This is a genomic window from Campylobacter sp. RM16190, from assembly GCF_012978835.1.
Taxonomy (GTDB): Bacteria; Campylobacterota; Campylobacteria; order Campylobacterales; family Campylobacteraceae; genus Campylobacter_A.
Window position 1 is genome coordinate 93,141 of record NZ_LIWS01000004.1, and the last position, 16,759, is coordinate 109,899.

Below are 16,759 nucleotides of genomic sequence, written 5' to 3' on the forward strand. Positions count from 1 at the left end.
TATTATTCAATAAAAATTTGTATTACAAGTTTCAATATGTATTATCGTTTTTAATTTAATTAAAGTATTTTAGAATATAATATCGAAATTGGTTATTGATAAAGGAATTAAAATGCATCTTGGTCTTATAGAGTCTGGAAATTCGTGTAAGATAAAGGCCCTCCATGCTAAAGATAAGCTTTTGCAAAAGCTTTTGGATATGGGTTTTGTAGTAGGAGCTCAGATAGAAGTTATCAGAGAGGCGCCACTTTATGATCCTTTGGAGTTAAGAATACATAACTATCTAGTATCTCTTAGAAAGAGTGAGGCTGAGCTTATAGAGGTAGAGCCATGGAAATAAAAGTAGCCTTGGCCGGTCAGCCAAACTGTGGCAAATCCACTATTTTTAATATGATAAGCGGTATACATCAGCATATCGCAAATTACCCGGGTGTTACTGTAGATAAGAAATCGGGCTTTTTTAGCGTAGGCGATATAGATATCGAGATGATCGATCTACCCGGAACCTACTCTTTTAGCTCATACTCTCTTGAGGAGAAGGTTGCAAAGGAGGCCATTATAAATGAAAATCCGGATCTTATTTTAAATATAGTAGACGCTTCAAATTTAAAAAGAAATTTATACCTTACTTTTCAACTGCTTGAAATAGGCGTACCTGTCGTAATTATATTAAATATGTGCGACGTTGCTAGACGTAGAGGCATTACTATAGACTCAGAAAAAATGAGTGAAATTTTAAGATGTCCGGTAATTTGTGCAAGTGCTGCCAAAAACGAGGGTAAGGCCGAAATTTTAGACATATTAAAAAAAACCGATGAGATAAAAAAGAACTATGAAGAGTTTAAAATAAACTATGATGAGCTTGAAATTTATATCTCAGAGATCGAAAAGACGATAAAAGTAAATGATGAGTTGTCTATTGGCAAAAGATGGCTTGCCCTAAAAGCTCTTGAGAAAGATCAGACTATTATAAATTTACTAAAAGCCGACAATGAAAATATAGATGAAGTAGTTTCAGCACAAACAGATAAATTTCACGATACTTTTGATAGAGATGTCGAAAGCTTTTTGGCATCTTTTAGATATGAAAATGCCGATGTTATATTTCATAAATGCGTTCAAGAGACAAGAAGGGGCGAGCTGACATTTACCGATAAAATTGATAAATTTGTCCTAAATAGATGGCTTAGCTTTCCTATTTTACTGGCTGTTATAGTGATTATTTATCAAAGCAGTATCGTTTTTGGTTACAAGCTTACCAACTACACTTGGCCTGTTTTTGCAGCGATAAAGAATTTCATCTCGGATATAACTCCAGCTGCCGATATATCGCAGATTCCTATGATAACAGATATGGCTATGTGGCTTACTAATTCGACTATTGCACTTTTAAACTACCTTCCGATATTCTTTATTCTCTTTGCTATGATCGCGATATTAGAAGATGTTGGATATATGCCTAGAATGGCATTTGTACTTGATAAGCTTTTTAGAAAATTCGGTCTTCATGGGCAAAGCACTTTGCCTCTTGTTTTAGGGGGAGCCTTTGTAGGCGGATGCGCAGTTCCTGGGGTAATGTCAACTAAAGGAATTTCAGACGATAGAGCTAGAATGGCAACTATACTTACCGTTCCTCTTATGAACTGTCTTGCCAAAGTGCCGTTTTATACTCTTTTACTTGGAGCTTTTTTTCCAAAAGATATGAGCATAATGCTTTTTTATATCTCTACGGTAACGGTTCTAGCAGCTTTAATAATAGCTAAATTTTTAACTTCAACAGTATTAAAAAGCCGTGAAACAGCACCTTTCGTTATGGAGCTTCCGCCTTATCATATGCCTACATTTAAAGGCGTTATCATAAGATCTTTTGAGAGAGTTTGGATATATATCAAAAAAGTTTGCACCATAGTAATTGCAGTTGCTGTTATATTATTCGCGCTGCTTCAGTTTCCGGGGCTATCAACTGAAAAACAAGAGTATTACAATCAAGAAGAGACTAAGGCTCTTGCAAAATTTGATAGAGCCGTAAAAAAATCAACTTACTATGACAAAGTAGATACCAGAGAAGAAGTTGCCGAGCTTTTAAATCTATATGATGGATATAGGGCTAAAAAGATGGGTGGAAGCAAAGATGTTGATGAGAAATATCAGGCCAAAAATCCTGATATGTATAAATTTTTAGTTCCAAAAGCTGATACTGAGGCCAAAAAGATAAATTCAGCCCTCAGAAAGCTCTCAACCGATAGAAATAGAATCCTTAGAGAGCAGAAGAACGATAAGATAGAAAGTTCTTTGCTTGGTATGGCCGGACGCGCTCTTGAGCCTATATCTCAATTTGCCGGATTTGACTGGAAGATTAATGTCGCATTCTTAAGCTCTTTTGCTGCCAGAGAGTCTGCCGTAGCTACTCTTGGTAGCATCTATGAGTCAGGTAAAGAGAGCGGAGAGGCTGCAAATGCGGATGAAAATTTAAGACCTGAAGAGAGAATGGCTAAAAACAGCGGATATACCCCGCTTCATGCCGCATCTATCATAATATTTATGCTACTCACTCCGCCTTGTATAGCTACTATGATAGTTGTTAAGATGCAGACTAATAGCTGGGTATGGATGTGCTTTGGAATGTTCTTTCCGTTCGTGCTTGCGTTAATTGTTTCATCGATATTCTTTAGCATCTCTCTTGCTGCCGGTATTAGTGGTTTATCTGCGATGAGTTGGTACTACTTTATATTGTTGGCTATAGTTGTGATATTATGGTTTGTTCCCGAAAAGAGGATAAACTGGAGTGGCGGTATAAAAAAGTAATAAAATTTAATAAATCTAAATAAAGGAGAAAAAATGAAAAAAATTATGTTTTCATCTATTTTAGTTGCTCTTATGAGCTCATCTGCTTTCGCTCATACTGCGCTTATGAGTTGCTTTGACAATGGTGACGGAACTGTTACATGCGAAGGTGGCTTTAGCGATGGTTCAAGTGCAAGCGGCGTTCAATTTAGCGTCATTCAAAATGGTAAAGTAGTGATAGAGGGCAAATTTGATAAAGAGAGCACATATACATTTAAAAAACCAGAAGGTGAGTATAAGGCTAAATTCTTTGCCGGTGAAGGTCACGAAGTTGTCGTTAATTCAAAAGATATAGCTCAATAATTTTATTTTAAGGAGATTTAATGTTTAAAAAAGTTGTTATTTCATCAGTTGTTGCAGGTTTTTTAGCTAGTTCAGCATTCGCTCACTTTCAAATGCTTTATACTCCTGAGTCAGCTTTAGAAAAGCCGGCTACAATTCCTTTAAAGCTTGTTTTCACACACCCTTTTGCGGATGAGCATACTATGGATATGGGTCTTCAATTTGATAAGAGTAGAGAGGGTATAGTTGACTTTTTCGTGCTTCACAAAGAGAAAAAGACAGAGCTAAAAGGCAAGCTTAAAGAGATGAAATTTAAGGGTAGTCACAATGAGGGTATAGGCTATGAGATGGACTACCAAGTAAGAAGCATGGGCGATTACGTTTTTGCATTAACCCCAGCTCCATACTATGAAGCTAACGAAGAGTCATACATCCAGCAAATTACAAAGATGGTTTTAAACGTAGCGGGCGCACCTACTGATTGGGATGCAGAGCTTGGTCTTAAGGCTGAGATTGTTCCTTTAATGAAACCATACTCGATCTGGGCGGGAAGTACATTTACGGGTATCGTAAAATCAGAGGGCAAACCTGTTCCATTTGCCGAGATAGAGGTAGAGTATCTAAACCACGATGTTGATGTAAAGAAAAATATGACAAGCAAAAAAGGTAAAGTGGAGGCTCCTCAAGATAGCTTTGTAACGCTTACTATTAAAGCTAATGAGAGAGGCGAATTTACATTCGGTATTCCAAAGTCAGGTTGGTGGGGATTTGCAGCTCTTGGAGTCGGACCTGATAAAGAGTATAAAGGCAAAGAGTTGAGCCAAGATGCTGTTATTTGGGTTCAAGCTAAAGATATGAAGTAATTTTTTAGGCGAAGCACTGCTTCGCCTAAATTTTAAAAAGGATACTTATGAGCGGACTTGAAATGGTGTTTCTTATCGTCATAGCTATCGGTGCAGGATACTTTGTCTATGTCAAAGAATTTAAGCAAAGAGATTGCGGATGTGGCGAAGGTAAGAGTTGCCATAAAAAAAGAAAAATTGAATAGTCTTTAGTGTTTTTAGACCCTAAAATCGGGTCTATTTTTAAATTAGTTTATAAGACATTGGAATTTTGATTATATAGTCTTTATCAAGCATAGGAAAGTCCTTAAAGGCTCGTCTTATAGTCTCAATAGCCGCTTCATCCAAACTATCATATCCTGAGCTTTTTATAATTTTTATATCATCCACACTTCCGTTTGTTTTAAATAAAAAACTGATTTCGACTACTCCTTGATGCTTCATTTTAACAGCTCTTTTGGGGTATTTTTGATGTTTCTTTATGGCTGCTTGCATCTTTGAAAATCTCTCATCTCCTGCGGAGCTTGCGAAGTTAAATTCTCCTACGATAGGAGCAATAAAACTGCTTATAGGTGCAGCTGTAACGGAACCTATCTTTTTAGCTTTGATTGGAATTGTCGGCTGGATGACTGGCTGCGGCGGAGCAGGAGTTGGATCTAAAACAGGCTCGGTTTTAACTACGGATTTTTGTTTTTTTGGTTTTGGTTTTGGTTTTTCGATAGGCTTAGGCTCTATCTTTGGTTCCGGCTTTGGCTCGGGTAGAATTACAGGCTCAACAATAGGCTCTACCACGGGTTCAGGAACTACAACGGGCTCTGGCGGAAGAGGAGTTGGAGGTGCTGCAATAGGCTCTGGTGCTGGTGGAAGAGGTGGCGGCGGAGTAAAAGTATTTAGATTTATTTTTGTCATATTTTCTTTACTGGATAAATCTGTCTGGCTTGGAAAATTTATAAAAGCGGTGATAATAATAGCATGAAATAGTGCTGAGCCTACAAATCCACCCAAATTTGATTTGCTACTCGGTGAGAGTTGTAATGGCAAAATTCTCATGTTTTTTCTCTTTTAGTATATCTACTACTTTTACAAACATCTCAAATTTACTCTCTTTATCGCTTTTTAACTGGACTAGAGTTCTTGAATCTATTTGGTTTAGACGATCTTTTAATGCATCTTGCGAAGTCTTTATATCGTCTATGAAAAATTCATTATCTTTGTTTATTACAACAATTATTTTTTTATCTTCATCGTTTTGTTCTGCACTTTCACTGCTTGGAAGATTTATAGGGATGTTTCCTTGAGCAATAAAAGTAGATACGCTAAGTACTATAGCAAGCAATACTAGCATAATATCGATTAGAGGAATTACGTTTAACCCCTCTTTTTTAGGCATGTTCATATTTTGCCTTATATCTATTTATAAGAACATCAACTTTTCTCATAAACGCATTATATATCATAAGTGTAGGTATGGCCACAAGAAGTCCTAGCGCTGTAGCCTTTAAAGCTAAAGATAGACCCACCATAATGCTTTTAGTGTCTATTCCGCCACTCATGCCCATATCATAAAATGTGATCATAATACCTGCAACAGTCCCTAAAAGCCCTACATAAGGAGCGTTTGAATAGATGATATAAAGTAGGGTTAGGTTGTTTGTAAGGCTTTCTTCTAGTTCATCTTTATTCTTATACATTTCAAATTTAACATTTGCATAAAATATCAGTCTTTCTATTGTAAACCAAACGACTAAAAAACTCATAAAGCCTAGAATGCCAATTATGATATAGTCAACGTTCTCCTTTAGAAATTCCATCTATTGCCTTTAAATTTTTTGTTATGATTATATCAATTACGATACTTGTTGTCAATAATTTTACATATCGGTTTAGATGCCATGATCTATGTTATAGCTATTGTAAAATTAATTAATCAAAAAATATTTTTATATGTATTTAATATATAAAATTTTACTATTTGATGCTTTTTGATAAAAGTCTAAATGCAACCACGGATGGATCAAAAAGTAAAAATAAAAAGCACTTTTCATCACAATGCTAATATATTTATTAATACTTATTTGATAGAAGCTATTGAAGTGCAAGTGGGCTCCAGATCGGTATAAGTGGATTTGAAGTCCTTGTGGGAGAGTGTGGCTTTTAAAACAGTTAATGCCAATGTTCTGCTTGGAGATAGTTAAAATATATGCGCTAAGTTAAAGCTTGGCTATATAAGCAATAATAAATACACTTCACACATAAAGAAGCGACAAATATACAGAGTATACAGCTACTATAGATTGCAAACCTAGCAGAATTTTCAAAATTAATCTATCTTAATAAGCTCTAAATAATTAAAAGAGGTTGCTTAAAGCAGCCTCTTTATAGTAAATTAATATCCCCTGATTCTTTTTACGTTATCGCAAGCAGAAGCATCTCCGCTATAGCAAGACGACTTGTAAATTTGTAAGGCTCTATATTCATCCTTTTTGACGCCAAGACCTAGCTCGTAAAGTCCGCCTGTATTTGTGCAAGATGCTATATCTCCCATAGCGCAGCCTCTTGAATATGCCTCAAAGGCGTTTTGATAGTCAGGCTCCTTTGCGTCTATACCAAGTCTATAAAATTCGCCCAAATAATAGCAAGAGTCGGCACCGTTGTTCATGCAAGAATTTCTATGAATTTCTATGCCTTTTTTCATATCTTTTTGTAGCCCTATTTGATCGCCGTACATATATATATTTGCTAAATTTGTGCAGGATTTTTGATGACCCATTTTGCAATTTTTTTCATAAATCTTAAATGCAGTTTGGTGATTTTGTAGATTTTGATAACTTATTGCTAAATCGTTGCAAGCAGATAAATTTCCCGCTTCGCATTTTGGTTTTAATATCTGTATAGCCTTGTGATTAAAGTCCGCATCCGCATTTATATTATTTGCTGTAGATGTATTACTCGCCGCGCAACCAGCTATTAGTATAGCTACTAAAAAAAATAATAAATTTCTCATATCCACTCCTGGTCTATCTTGTAAATTTAAAGTACTTTACCAAGGATGTAGTGAGTTGTATCATTTACTTTTCTAAGAGAAAATTTATGTTTATTGGCCCAGTTTTGTATTATTTGTTCCACTTCCGCCTTTATACCTTCGGCGGTCGCTATGTTTTTTATCTTAAAATAGTCTTCGCTTCCGCTCATGGCGACAAAGCATCTATGCGGTTTTAGGTGATCGTTTAAAGTTATAATACTTTCAGGCTCAACTCCGTTTGAGTTATTTAAAACCCTCTTTATTTGAGCCAGAGTTACCTCGTTTGCCTCGTAATTTAACTGATTTAAAAGTGCAACTAAATCCATTTTATTCCTTTCTGATTTTATTATATTATACTTTTTTGACTTATTAAAACGCCTTCAATTAGCTTTTTTATATCACCGTCTAGTATCGCATCTGTTTGTGAATAAGCTAAATTTGAGCGGTTGTCCTTTACTTGCTGATACGGGAAAAGCACGTAAGAGCGTATCTGATGACCCCAGCCTATCTCGCTTTTTTCGACACTTGCGCTCGCTTCTTGCTGCTTCATAAGCTCAAGCTCATAAAGGCGAGATTTTAGCATTTTCATCGCGGTTGCTTTGTTTTTATGCTGGCTTCTATCGTTTTGACACTGCACGACTATACCTGTAGGATAGTGCGTGATCCTTATAGCACTTTCAGTCTTATTTACGTGCTGACCGCCCGCACCGCTTGCTCTATATGTATCTATCTTTATGTCTTTTTCGTCGATCTCTATCTCGATATCATCGTCAAGCTCAGGGCTTACCATTACGCTTGTAAAGCTTGTATGCCTGCGTCCTGCGCTATCAAATGGACTTGTACGAACTAGACGGTGTATGCCGTTTTCCGCCTTTAGATATCCGTATGCGTTTTCGCCTTTTACGATGAAGCTTACATCTTTAAGCCCTGCCTCATCGCCCTCTTGAAAGTCAAGCGTCTCAACCTTAAAGCCCTCTCTCTCGCAAAATCTCAAATACATCCTATAAAGCATGCTCGCCCAGTCGTTACTCTCAGTTCCTCCTGCGCCAGGATGAATAGTAACGATAGCGTTTTTGTTGTCATCTTCGCCGCTAAGTAGCATGGAAATTTCTAAATTTACTATCTTTTCTTCAAGTGCGCCCGCGTCTTCATAGAGTGAATTTAGGGTCTCTTCGTCGTTTTCTGTGTTTGCCAGATCGTAAAGATCTTTTGTATCATTCAGTGCGTTTCTGGCATCTTTAAATTTATTTAAAATATTTGTTATTTTTGTTTTTTCTTTTCCGATTTGTCCGGCTAATGCTATGTTTTGCCAGAAGCTAGGATCGTTTTCAAGTTCGCTTATTTTGTTTAATCTTCTTTCTATCTCGTCAGGTTTTATTATAAGCGCGATATTATTTACCTTTGTATCAAGGCTCTTTAAAAGTTCGGTGTACTCGTAGTTATCCAAATTTATCTCCAAATTCATTATTTCTATTATGATTATAGCATAATTGAATGAAGTCAGGTTCGAGTAAAGATAAAATTGATATAATTTGCGACTTTAATATAAAAAAAGAGAAATCAAAATGCAGATAATTAGAACAGCTAGCGAGCTTAAAAATTTTATAGATAGTGTTAGTGGAGAGATAGGCTTCGTACCTACTATGGGTGCTTTGCATGATGGGCATGTAAGCTTGATAAAAAGATGCGCAAGCGAAAATGATATAGCTATAGTCTCAACCTTTGTTAATCCTACTCAATTTTTACCAAACGAGGATTTGGACAAGTATCCTAAAAACGAAGTTAGAGATATTGAAATTTGTAAGAGCTGCGGCGTGGCGGCCATTTTTATACCAAGCACGGATGAGATATACTTTGAGAGTGAACCGTGTATAGCCGCACCTAAAAATTTGGCTTCTATTTTAGAGGGCAAAACTCGCCCGGGGCATTTTGACGGTGTGCTTAGAGTTTTAATGAAGTTGTTTAATCTAACTAAGGCAAAACGAGCTTATTTTGGTAAAAAAGATGCCCAGCAACTAACTATTGTGCAAAATATGGTTAAAACTATGTTTTTAAATTTAGAGATAATTCCTTGCGAAATAGTAAGAGAAAAGGATGGACTGGCTCTATCTTCAAGAAATTCTTATTTAAATGAATCCGAAAAGCTTGAAGCCTTAAGACTTTCTAAGGCTATCATGAAAGCTTCAAATTTGATAAAACAAAATGAATTTAGCGCGAGCAAGATTAAAGATGAGATGTTTGAGATTTTAAAGCCTTTAAAAGTTGATTATGTGGCCATTGTGGATAGAAATTTCAATGAAATTTCAAAGATTGAACCAAAAAATAGCATAATTTTAGTTGCAGCCTACGTGGGTAAAGCGCGTTTAATTGATAATTTATGGGTATAAAATGAGCAAACTTCATCTAATTTCACTGGGCTGTAATAAAAATTTAGTCGATTCTGAGATTATGCTTGGACGTCTTCAAAACTATGAAATCACCGATGATGTGGCTGTTGCCGATGTGATAATTATAAATACCTGTGGATTTATAGACTCTGCTAAGCAAGAGAGCATACGCTCTATCCTTGAGGTTCATGAAGCACGCAAGAAGGGCTCTTTGCTAGTAGTTACGGGCTGTTTGATGCAAAGATATAAAGAGGAGCTTATTAAGGAGCTTCCAGAGGTGGATTTATTTACAGGTGTTGGAGACTATGATAAGATCGATGAAATCATACTAAAAAAGCAAAATTTATTTAGCCCAGGAACTTATTTGCAGGCAAATGAAGAGCGCGTGATAACAGGCTCAAACTACCATGCTTATATCAAAATTTCAGAAGGCTGTAATCAAAAATGCAGCTTTTGCGCGATACCTACATTTAAAGGCAAGCTAAAGTCGCGCTCGATTGAAAACATAGTAGATGAGGTTAAAAAGCTTGTTAAAAAAGGATATTTTGATTTCAGCTTTTTATCTCAGGATTCAAGCTCCTTTATGAGAGATCATGCTAAAAGCGATGGGCTTATAGAGCTTATTGATGCGGTTGAGAGGATTGATGGCGTAAGGAGTGCTAGAATCTTATATCTATATCCTAGCACGACCTCAAATGAGTTAATAAAGCGTATAATAGACTCTAAAGTTTTTCAAAATTACTTTGATATGCCTATACAACATATCAGTGATAAAATGCTTAAGATTATGCGCAGAGGAAGCGGAGCTAAGCGTATTAAAGAGCTTTTAACTATGATGAGGGAGGCTGAGAATTCGTTTCTTAGAACTGGTGTCATTGTTGGGCATCCGGGTGAAGGTGAGGAAGAATTTAATGAGCTTTGCGAGTTTTTAAGCGAGTTTAAATTTGACCGTGTTTCAGCATTTGCGTATTCAAGAGAGGAGGATACTTTATCATACGAGATGGAGCAACTTCCTATAAAGACTATAGAAAAACGCCTTTCAAAAATGGAAAAGATAACTAAAAAAGTTGTAAACGATAGCTTTGCTAATGAACTTGGAAAACAATTCGAGGTTGTTATAGAAGGAGTTAGCAGCGAAGGAGAGATGTTTTATGGAGCTAAAAAACTTCTTTGGGATAAGGATATTGACGGAGAAATTTTGATAAACGAGAGTGAGCTTGAAACTCTTGAAACCGGTAAAATTTACGATTGCGAGATAACACAAGTAATCAAAGATAAAGTGCTCGGACGAGTGATAGGGTGATGATAAACGAGGCTTTGACAGATATTTTAAAAAAGGGCAAAAACCTGCTTGCGTTTTCGCATGGAGTAGATTCTACGGCTCTTTTTTATATCTTGAACGAGCGAGAAATAGACTTTGACATAGCAATAGTTAATTATAATACAAGAGGGCAGAGCAAAGAGGAGATCGCAAGCGCAAGAGGGCTAGCTAGTAAGTTTAATAAAAGAATTTTTGAACTTAGCGTGAGCCTTGAAAGCTCAAATTTTGAGTGCAGGGCAAGAGAGGCAAGATATGATTTTTTTACTAAAATTTGCTCTGAATTTGGCTATGCAAATTTAATTTTGGCTCATCAGCTTGATGATAAATTCGAATGGTTTTTGATGCAACTTGGCAAAGGTGCCGGTCTAAACGAACTTCTTGGAATGAGAGAATTTGAAAAAAGAGAGAAATTTAATATTGTAAGACCTCTTTTGAATATAAGAAAAACAGAGCTTTTAAACTTTTTAAATGAGCGTAAATTAAAATATTTTTTAGATCATAGCAACGAAGAGATGAGGTTTAAAAGAAATTTGATAAGGGCTAAATTTAGTGAACCTTTTTTAGATCTATTTAAAAGTGGTGTAGCTAAAAGTTTTGAGTTTTTAGAAAATGATATGGATAGCCTAAAGCCTGAAATTTTAAATCCAAAGGATAGATTATATCTGGTTAAAAATGATAAAAACGCCATCAGGGGAATTGATAGGGCATGTAAGCTTTTAGGCGTAGTAATGAGCGAGGCTCAACGAAGAGAGTGTCAAAGATGCTTATTAAATCAAACGGATTGCGCTATTAGTACAAAAGTTGCTGTAGGATATTTTCCAAAATTTATTTTTATAACTCCGTTTGTAAAAGATGCTATGGATAAAAAATTTAAAGATGCTTGCAGGGTATTTAAAGTGCCTAAAATAAATCGTCCTTATCTACATCAAATTGGTTTTGAAATAGAAAATTTGAGAGAATTTGTATAAAAACTACTTAAGTCCGTAAACTTTGATATTAAAAGTAGTGTGTATCTTGCTACTATTTTCACGCATCTGTATAGGAAAATCAACTTTTATAATATTATCGTATTTTGTAAGAGCGTCAATAAAGTTGTAAAACTTGGTCGGAGTTAAAATATTGCTAGTTACGTTTAGTTCATATCTAAAAAATTGCTCTTTGTTTGAATCGTTGTTTATATGACTTAGTTTTACTTCATTAAAATAATTTTTTGCAAATTTTGTGAAGTTATCCTCGCTAAATTTTGTATCAAATGCCTTAAATATAAGCCTATCTTTCTCTTTTATATCATTTAGAGTTGAATTTTTACTATTGTAAATTTGATTTATCTTTGTTACGCTGGCCGCTTGGATGCGGTTTTGGTATTGAACCTCTCGGTAGTCTTTGATATTTGGCACAATGAACGCAAATATCATTACAAGGCATACAACGATAAATATTAAAACATAGATTAAAAGCTTGACTATATCAATCTCTTCTAAACTTGTATCTTTACTCATTGTAGCCTTCCGAATTGTTAATCTTGTTTGTGCTAATGAAATTTAGCCATCCGTTTTGAAGCTGATAAAAAGTCGTATTTGAGGTATTAAATATCGATTTTAAAGGGGCTAAAAGTAGCATATTGTAAGTATCTTTGCTTGGCGTTACGCCCTTTATTACAAGAGAGTTTTTATGCATTATTACTTCGTTTAATGTTATGCTGTCTGGCACCAGATCAAAAAGATTGTTTAGACTCTGTTTTAATATCGTATTTGAAGCAAAAATTTCATATGCCCATTCGCGTTGCTCTTGTAGTTTTGCCGTGATTTCATCAATATTTTTGATATCTTTTGAGATTGTATTGTAATTTGTTTTTAGGTTCTCTATATTGTTTTGTAATGAGTGATTTTTAAAGACTAAAAATAGATTCAGAGCCAGCAAAAGGACAAAAACACTACCTATGAAAATAAACCAAATTTTACTAAATAGAGTTAAAAACGGCTTTTTAGCAGGATTTATAAGGCTATATCTATAAGTCATCTTTAGCCTCGCTCATCATAAGCTCAGTCATCATTTTAAGCGTGTTGACAGGATAGGCTGCTGTTTCTACCATTAGTTCGGTTTCTAAATAGTGTAGAAAGGTAGCGCTTGTTTTTATGTTATCAAAAATTACTATTTGCTCAATAAAATCGCCGTCATACATCGGATTTAGATAAAAATCTTTAAGAGTGTTTACAATATATTGATACATACTCATATCGCGTCCAAATATCGATACGGAAGTCGCCACGTCTTTTGATACCGGCATATTTATATCGTAATCAAGATCAGCAAAATCATCTGTAGTTGAGCCTGATTTTAGCATGTTATCAAGATTATCAATTCCGTCTAAACTCTCTACATCGGAATCAATTTCAGCGATAAAATCATCTATATCGTCTATTTTTTCTTGGTTAAAATCCAAATCATCATCTGACGAGACTCCGATATTTTCACCGGTTTTTGTAAAGGATGCAAATTTAAATTTGCCTTTGTTTGCTATACAAATTGCAAACGAGTCTTTATGGCTGTATATATAAAGAGTATTTTTTTTATTTTCTTTTTTATCAATAATGGCTTTGTGCATAAGAGCTATCGGAGAGTATAAAAAATCAATACCGATTGGCTTAAATTTTACTTTCATCTGCGCAATATCCATTAGATTGGCGTATACAAACCATCCATCAGAAATTTTAGTAAAGCTTATATTTTTTGGATCTATGCTAAATAATTTAAATTCATCTTCATTTCTGCAAGCAATGGCGCCTTGTCCCATATAGTCGAAAAATACGGCTATATAGACCCATTTGTACTCTTTTTGTTGACGCTTTATAAAGTCTATGATTTTTTCATTTAAGACATCTGGATCTTCATTGTCAAATTCTGCTTTAATAGTCTTTATCGTTTTGCCATTTCTTGTCACTATACCGTAAAATAGGCATTGTTTGGATTCTATTACTACGCTAAGGTATAAAACGCTAAAAAAACGGCGAATAGAAAACGACATAATTCTCCTAAAATTTATAGTGCTTTATCTTACCTAAAATCAGCATTAATTGCAATTAAAACGATGTTATCTTAATATGATGTGGCTACAATGTTGACTCTCACAAGGCACACCGTCATCATCCCCATCCGTCCTTTGGTTGCCACCATTCTTTTCGCTTTTGCATTTTTTTAAATACTTCATCGCTTCATCACAATCCTTAAAGTGCGAGCAGTAGTATTTTTTGGAGCAATCAATCTTATCTCCGCTAATAAGCATACTCATGCAAAAAGCAACTAAAACTAAATATCTCATATTTCCTCCTTAAACAGCTCCTCTTTAAGCTTTACAAATTTATCTCGCATATCTCTTGCTTCTTCTTGGATATCTTTTGGCGTTAGCATTGAAGGCTTTAGTTTGTCGTATCCTTCGATAATGATCTCGCACATTATGCGTATGCGGTTAGTATCTACCTTGCTAACCTCGCTAGACTTGCTTATCTTTAAAATTTGCTCCAGATATTCATTTGCTTCTTCTATGTATCTTGTGTATTTTAGCGCGATTTCGCTTTGTTTCATAACTGTATTTGCCATCTTATTGTAGATGTCTTTTTCATAGGCTTTTTGAGCAAGTTCATGTGCTTTTTTGTAGTTTCCGATTTCATAATAAAATTTAGACTGCAAAGCCTCTTGGTATGAGCTGTTTGTAGCAAAAAACACCCAAGATCCGACGATGATGGCGGTAGCTAAAACGACTATGAAAAATTTATTATTCATCGCTAGCACCCATCTTCTTTTTTATCAAATTTTTAGCGTCGTCAAGGCTTAAATTTGCGACGCTAAAAGGTTCTGAAAGGGTAAAATTTATAGTTGAAAACGGCTTTGGCAATATCATCTTATCCCAGCTTTTAAACTGCCAAAATTTACTTGCTTCGTAGTTTAGAATTTGGATATTTACGTTTTGCTTCTGAGCGATTATAACGGCTCCGTCCGCTATGCTATGGCGCGGACCTCTTGGGCCGTCAGGAGTGATTATCACGTCGTTGCCGGCTTTGATCTCTTTAAAGGCGTTTATAAGAGCTTTTGCGCCGCCTTTTGAGCTGCTTCCTCTGATAGTTCCTATGCCAAAAAATTTAATTACTCTTGCGATGATCTCGCCATCTTTATGATCGCTGATAATTACTTTGCCGTGCCTTTTAAATTTGCTCCACCAGTGGAGGTAGGCAAAGCTCATCATGGCTATGCGCCCATGCCAGAAGAGTACGACATGAGCAGGAGCTTCTAAATTTGTTTTTGAGTAGGTCTTTTTGCAGGTTAAAAATATGAGCCAAATAAGAAAATATATGGCGTAAGTGGTGAAATTTATAAAGAGCGCTCTTTTAAATTTAGCCCACCAACTCGCCATAAAGAACCATTCTTTTTGGATTTGTGATTTTTACTCTTAGTGTTTTGCCAAGTAGCTCTTCGCTGCCATCTACTTGAACTAAGAAATTATTAAAGCTTCTTCCGGCAACTGCGCCGTTTGCTCTTAGTTCCTCAAAATAAACCTCTAAAATTTTATCTTTTTGAGAGGCTGTTATCGCGTCTAAAATTTCATTGTGCCTGCTTTGAAGCCTTGTTAAACGAGCCGAAGCGATATTATCTGGAATTTGATTTGTAAACTCTGCCGCTTTTGTAAGAGGGCGAGGGGAGTACTTAAAGCTAAAAATTTGCTCAAATCTAACACGCTCAAGCACATCCATCGTATCTTCAAATTCAGCGTCCGTTTCACCGGGGAAAGCCACGATGATATCGGTGCTTATGCTTACATCAGGACACATCGAGCGAAGTTTAAGTGCGCGGTCTAAAAACCACTCTTTAGTATATCCTCTCTTCATCTCACGAAGAACTTTTGTATTACCGCTTTGAAGCGGCATGTGCATTGATTTGCAAATTTTGGGATTATTTACAAAAACTTCTAAAAATTTATCATCCATATGAAGCGGATGAGGGCTAGTAAAGCGAATTCTCTCAACTCCGTTTACTTCGCTAATCTTAACCAGCAGATCGCTAAAATCCATTTTCTCATGCGAGGCTGAAAAGCGCTTGCCGTAGTTATTTACGTTTTGTCCTAGTAAAAATATCTCTTTAGCGCCGCCTTCTGCTGCTTTTTTAACTTCGCTTAAGATCAAATTTGCAGGTATTGAGATCTCGTCGCCTCTGGTATGCGGCACGATACAATAGGTGCATTTCTTATCACAGCCTATAGAGATGTTGATGTGTGATTTATAAGGAGAGCTTCTAAATTCTCCAAAGGCATATTCGCTCTCGTCGTGGTTTATGTCCGTGCTTATAAATTTTGGAGTATTTACGGCCTGTGAAATTTTGCTTACGTTTCTTGCGCCCAAAACAAAATCCACATAAGGGGCGCGTTTAAAAATTTCACTCCCAAGATGACTTGCCGTGCAACCGCACACTCCGATTTTAGCTCCGCTTTTTTTGGCTTTTTCAAAGCTCCCAACTTCGCTAAATAGCTTATGAACAGGCTTTTCGCGAACCGAGCAAGTGTTGATAAGGATGAGATCGGCATCCTCCATCTTATCTGTTAGCTCATAGTCCTCTTTTTGCTTAAGCTCTGCGATGATATGCTCGCTATCGCGCACATTCATAGCACAACCTAATGTCTGTATGAAGAGCTTTTTTTGCGTTGCGTTACTCAAAGAATATGAACCTCATACATGTAGTCGTTCTCGTCAAGTCCGTATTTGACAGTTCTATGATATACGCTTAGCCCTTTTTCTTCAAAATGCTCTATTAGGGCGATTAGCTGCTTGTGGCTATTGTCTTTATCGAAATAAAAAATTTTCTGTCCATCTTTGGAAACTGCGGCTTCGATCTTATCGAGCGAAATTGTCTTTGGTTTCGCGTCAATCTCGTTTCTGGCTAGTTTTAGCTCCATCTTTTATCCTTAAAGTTCTGTTTCGTAATCTATTAATATATCAAAAATATCATAAAATGGCTATTAAACTTATTAAAAGTATATATTTTATATAATACGAATCTACGCAGATAAAATCCC

22 protein-coding genes are annotated in these 16,759 nt (G+C 35.8%); 8 read left to right on the forward strand and 14 right to left on the reverse strand.

Annotation, left to right across the window (positions count from 1 at the left end; genetic code table 11):
- Positions 1-112: 112 nt before the first annotated feature.
- From CDOM16190_RS05760 to CDOM16190_RS05780, 5 genes are read left to right on the forward strand one after another with little or no spacing between them, the layout of a single operon-like run.
- Complete coding sequence (locus CDOM16190_RS05760) at positions 113-340, forward strand: FeoA family protein (protein WP_169972862.1); 228 nt, start codon at positions 113-115, stop codon at positions 338-340.
- Positions 331-2,805 (forward strand): ferrous iron transport protein B, encoded by a 2,475-nt coding sequence (gene feoB / locus CDOM16190_RS05765; protein WP_170019286.1) that lies wholly within the window; start codon positions 331-333, stop codon positions 2,803-2,805. Before CDOM16190_RS05760 ends, feoB begins: the two co-directional genes overlap by 10 nt.
- Positions 2,806-2,838: 33 nt before the next feature.
- Complete coding sequence (locus tag CDOM16190_RS05770; protein WP_170019287.1) at positions 2,839-3,147, forward strand: hypothetical protein; 309 nt, start codon at positions 2,839-2,841, stop codon at positions 3,145-3,147.
- Between the two features lie 20 nt (positions 3,148-3,167).
- The gene (locus tag CDOM16190_RS05775; RefSeq protein WP_170019288.1) at positions 3,168-3,989 is read left to right on the forward strand and encodes a DUF4198 domain-containing protein; all 822 of its coding nucleotides are present in this window, start codon (positions 3,168-3,170) and stop codon (positions 3,987-3,989) included.
- Positions 3,990-4,036: 47 nt separating this feature from the next.
- Complete coding sequence (locus tag CDOM16190_RS05780; RefSeq protein ID WP_169972870.1) at positions 4,037-4,174, forward strand: FeoB-associated Cys-rich membrane protein; 138 nt, start codon at positions 4,037-4,039, stop codon at positions 4,172-4,174.
- 37 nt (positions 4,175-4,211) lie between these two features.
- Here CDOM16190_RS05780 and CDOM16190_RS05785 read toward each other — a convergent pair whose 3' ends face one another.
- From CDOM16190_RS05785 to prfB, 6 genes are all read right to left on the reverse strand, one after another.
- Complete coding sequence (locus CDOM16190_RS05785) at positions 4,212-5,018, reverse strand: energy transducer TonB (protein ID WP_170019289.1); 807 nt, start codon at positions 5,016-5,018, stop codon at positions 4,212-4,214.
- Entirely contained in the window at positions 4,984-5,364 is a 381-nt protein-coding gene (gene exbD, locus CDOM16190_RS05790; RefSeq protein ID WP_170019290.1) for a TonB system transport protein ExbD, read from the reverse strand. Before exbD ends, CDOM16190_RS05785 begins: the two co-directional genes overlap by 35 nt.
- Positions 5,351-5,779: a TonB-system energizer ExbB gene (gene exbB, locus CDOM16190_RS05795; RefSeq protein ID WP_169972875.1), complete on the reverse strand. Its 429-nt coding sequence runs from the start codon at positions 5,777-5,779 to the stop codon at positions 5,351-5,353. Before exbB ends, exbD begins: the two co-directional genes overlap by 14 nt.
- 575 nt (positions 5,780-6,354) lie before the next feature.
- Complete coding sequence (locus CDOM16190_RS05800; protein ID WP_169972877.1) at positions 6,355-6,972, reverse strand: tetratricopeptide repeat protein; 618 nt, start codon at positions 6,970-6,972, stop codon at positions 6,355-6,357.
- Positions 6,973-6,998: 26 nt separating this feature from the next.
- Positions 6,999-7,316 carry a type II secretion system protein gene (locus tag CDOM16190_RS05805; protein ID WP_170000733.1) on the reverse strand — a complete coding sequence of 106 codons (318 nt, stop codon included), beginning with the start codon at positions 7,314-7,316 and terminating at the stop codon, positions 6,999-7,001.
- A 20-nt stretch (positions 7,317-7,336) separates the two neighbouring features.
- Positions 7,337-8,437, reverse strand: coding sequence for a peptide chain release factor 2 (prfB, locus tag CDOM16190_RS05810; protein ID WP_170019291.1), 1,101 nt, complete (start codon positions 8,435-8,437; stop codon positions 7,337-7,339).
- A gap of 118 nt (positions 8,438-8,555) precedes the next feature.
- On the opposite strand from prfB, the gene panC reads away from it, so the two are divergent.
- The 3 genes from panC to tilS are packed head-to-tail and all read left to right on the forward strand — an operon-like array spanning position 8,556 to position 11,666.
- A complete protein-coding gene (panC, locus tag CDOM16190_RS05815) occupies positions 8,556-9,377 on the forward strand; it encodes a pantoate--beta-alanine ligase (RefSeq protein WP_170019292.1) in 822 nt (273 codons plus the stop codon).
- Position 9,378: 1 nt separating this feature from the next.
- The gene (gene rimO / locus CDOM16190_RS05820; protein ID WP_170019293.1) at positions 9,379-10,680 is read left to right on the forward strand and encodes a 30S ribosomal protein S12 methylthiotransferase RimO; all 1,302 of its coding nucleotides are present in this window, start codon (positions 9,379-9,381) and stop codon (positions 10,678-10,680) included.
- Positions 10,680-11,666 (forward strand): tRNA lysidine(34) synthetase TilS, encoded by a 987-nt coding sequence (gene tilS / locus CDOM16190_RS05825; RefSeq protein WP_170019294.1) that lies wholly within the window; start codon positions 10,680-10,682, stop codon positions 11,664-11,666. Before rimO ends, tilS begins: the two co-directional genes overlap by 1 nt.
- Before the next feature lie 3 nt (positions 11,667-11,669).
- Here the strand turns inward: tilS and CDOM16190_RS05830 are convergent, their stop codons facing one another.
- From CDOM16190_RS05830 to CDOM16190_RS05865, 8 genes are all read right to left on the reverse strand, one after another.
- A complete protein-coding gene (locus tag CDOM16190_RS05830; protein WP_170019295.1) occupies positions 11,670-12,197 on the reverse strand; it encodes a hypothetical protein in 528 nt (175 codons plus the stop codon).
- Positions 12,190-12,717 carry a PilN family protein gene (locus CDOM16190_RS05835; protein ID WP_170019296.1) on the reverse strand — a complete coding sequence of 176 codons (528 nt, stop codon included), beginning with the start codon at positions 12,715-12,717 and terminating at the stop codon, positions 12,190-12,192. The genes CDOM16190_RS05830 and CDOM16190_RS05835 overlap by 8 nt, the downstream gene beginning before the upstream one ends.
- Positions 12,707-13,723 carry a DUF8341 domain-containing protein gene (locus CDOM16190_RS05840; RefSeq protein ID WP_170019297.1) on the reverse strand — a complete coding sequence of 339 codons (1,017 nt, stop codon included), beginning with the start codon at positions 13,721-13,723 and terminating at the stop codon, positions 12,707-12,709. The genes CDOM16190_RS05835 and CDOM16190_RS05840 overlap by 11 nt, the downstream gene beginning before the upstream one ends.
- A 66-nt stretch (positions 13,724-13,789) precedes the next feature.
- Entirely contained in the window at positions 13,790-14,017 is a 228-nt protein-coding gene (locus CDOM16190_RS05845; RefSeq protein ID WP_170019298.1) for an excalibur calcium-binding domain-containing protein, read from the reverse strand.
- Positions 14,014-14,487 (reverse strand): hypothetical protein, encoded by a 474-nt coding sequence (locus tag CDOM16190_RS05850; RefSeq protein WP_170019299.1) that lies wholly within the window; start codon positions 14,485-14,487, stop codon positions 14,014-14,016. The genes CDOM16190_RS05845 and CDOM16190_RS05850 overlap by 4 nt, the downstream gene beginning before the upstream one ends.
- A complete protein-coding gene (locus CDOM16190_RS05855; protein ID WP_170019300.1) occupies positions 14,471-15,106 on the reverse strand; it encodes a lysophospholipid acyltransferase family protein in 636 nt (211 codons plus the stop codon). The genes CDOM16190_RS05850 and CDOM16190_RS05855 overlap by 17 nt, the downstream gene beginning before the upstream one ends.
- On the reverse strand, positions 15,087-16,400 hold the full coding sequence (miaB, locus tag CDOM16190_RS05860) for a tRNA (N6-isopentenyl adenosine(37)-C2)-methylthiotransferase MiaB (RefSeq protein ID WP_283956943.1): 1,314 nt from the start codon (positions 16,398-16,400) through the stop codon (positions 15,087-15,089). Before miaB ends, CDOM16190_RS05855 begins: the two co-directional genes overlap by 20 nt.
- Complete coding sequence (locus CDOM16190_RS05865; protein ID WP_169940004.1) at positions 16,397-16,639, reverse strand: HP0268 family nuclease; 243 nt, start codon at positions 16,637-16,639, stop codon at positions 16,397-16,399. The genes miaB and CDOM16190_RS05865 overlap by 4 nt, the downstream gene beginning before the upstream one ends.
- Positions 16,640-16,759 lie beyond the last annotated feature (120 nt).

Coding starts and splice junctions, on each gene's coding strand:
- CDOM16190_RS05760 (WP_169972862.1), top strand. CDS start 113: ATGCATCTTGGTCTTATAGAGTCTGGAAATTCGTGTAAGATAAAGGCC.
- feoB (WP_170019286.1), top strand. CDS start 331: ATGGAAATAAAAGTAGCCTTGGCCGGTCAGCCAAACTGTGGCAAATCC.
- CDOM16190_RS05770 (WP_170019287.1), top strand. CDS start 2,839: ATGAAAAAAATTATGTTTTCATCTATTTTAGTTGCTCTTATGAGCTCA.
- CDOM16190_RS05775 (WP_170019288.1), top strand. CDS start 3,168: ATGTTTAAAAAAGTTGTTATTTCATCAGTTGTTGCAGGTTTTTTAGCT.
- CDOM16190_RS05780 (WP_169972870.1), top strand. CDS start 4,037: ATGAGCGGACTTGAAATGGTGTTTCTTATCGTCATAGCTATCGGTGCA.
- CDOM16190_RS05785 (WP_170019289.1), bottom strand. CDS start 5,018: ATGAGAATTTTGCCATTACAACTCTCACCGAGTAGCAAATCAAATTTG.
- exbD (WP_170019290.1), bottom strand. CDS start 5,364: ATGAACATGCCTAAAAAAGAGGGGTTAAACGTAATTCCTCTAATCGAT.
- exbB (WP_169972875.1), bottom strand. CDS start 5,779: ATGGAATTTCTAAAGGAGAACGTTGACTATATCATAATTGGCATTCTA.
- CDOM16190_RS05800 (WP_169972877.1), bottom strand. CDS start 6,972: ATGAGAAATTTATTATTTTTTTTAGTAGCTATACTAATAGCTGGTTGC.
- CDOM16190_RS05805 (WP_170000733.1), bottom strand. CDS start 7,316: ATGGATTTAGTTGCACTTTTAAATCAGTTAAATTACGAGGCAAACGAG.
- panC (WP_170019292.1), top strand. CDS start 8,556: ATGCAGATAATTAGAACAGCTAGCGAGCTTAAAAATTTTATAGATAGT.
- rimO (WP_170019293.1), top strand. CDS start 9,379: ATGAGCAAACTTCATCTAATTTCACTGGGCTGTAATAAAAATTTAGTC.
- tilS (WP_170019294.1), top strand. CDS start 10,680: ATGATAAACGAGGCTTTGACAGATATTTTAAAAAAGGGCAAAAACCTG.
- CDOM16190_RS05830 (WP_170019295.1), bottom strand. CDS start 12,197: ATGAGTAAAGATACAAGTTTAGAAGAGATTGATATAGTCAAGCTTTTA.
- CDOM16190_RS05835 (WP_170019296.1), bottom strand. CDS start 12,717: ATGACTTATAGATATAGCCTTATAAATCCTGCTAAAAAGCCGTTTTTA.
- CDOM16190_RS05840 (WP_170019297.1), bottom strand. CDS start 13,723: ATGTCGTTTTCTATTCGCCGTTTTTTTAGCGTTTTATACCTTAGCGTA.
- CDOM16190_RS05845 (WP_170019298.1), bottom strand. CDS start 14,017: ATGAGATATTTAGTTTTAGTTGCTTTTTGCATGAGTATGCTTATTAGC.
- CDOM16190_RS05855 (WP_170019300.1), bottom strand. CDS start 15,106: ATGGCGAGTTGGTGGGCTAAATTTAAAAGAGCGCTCTTTATAAATTTC.
- CDOM16190_RS05865 (WP_169940004.1), bottom strand. CDS start 16,639: ATGGAGCTAAAACTAGCCAGAAACGAGATTGACGCGAAACCAAAGACA.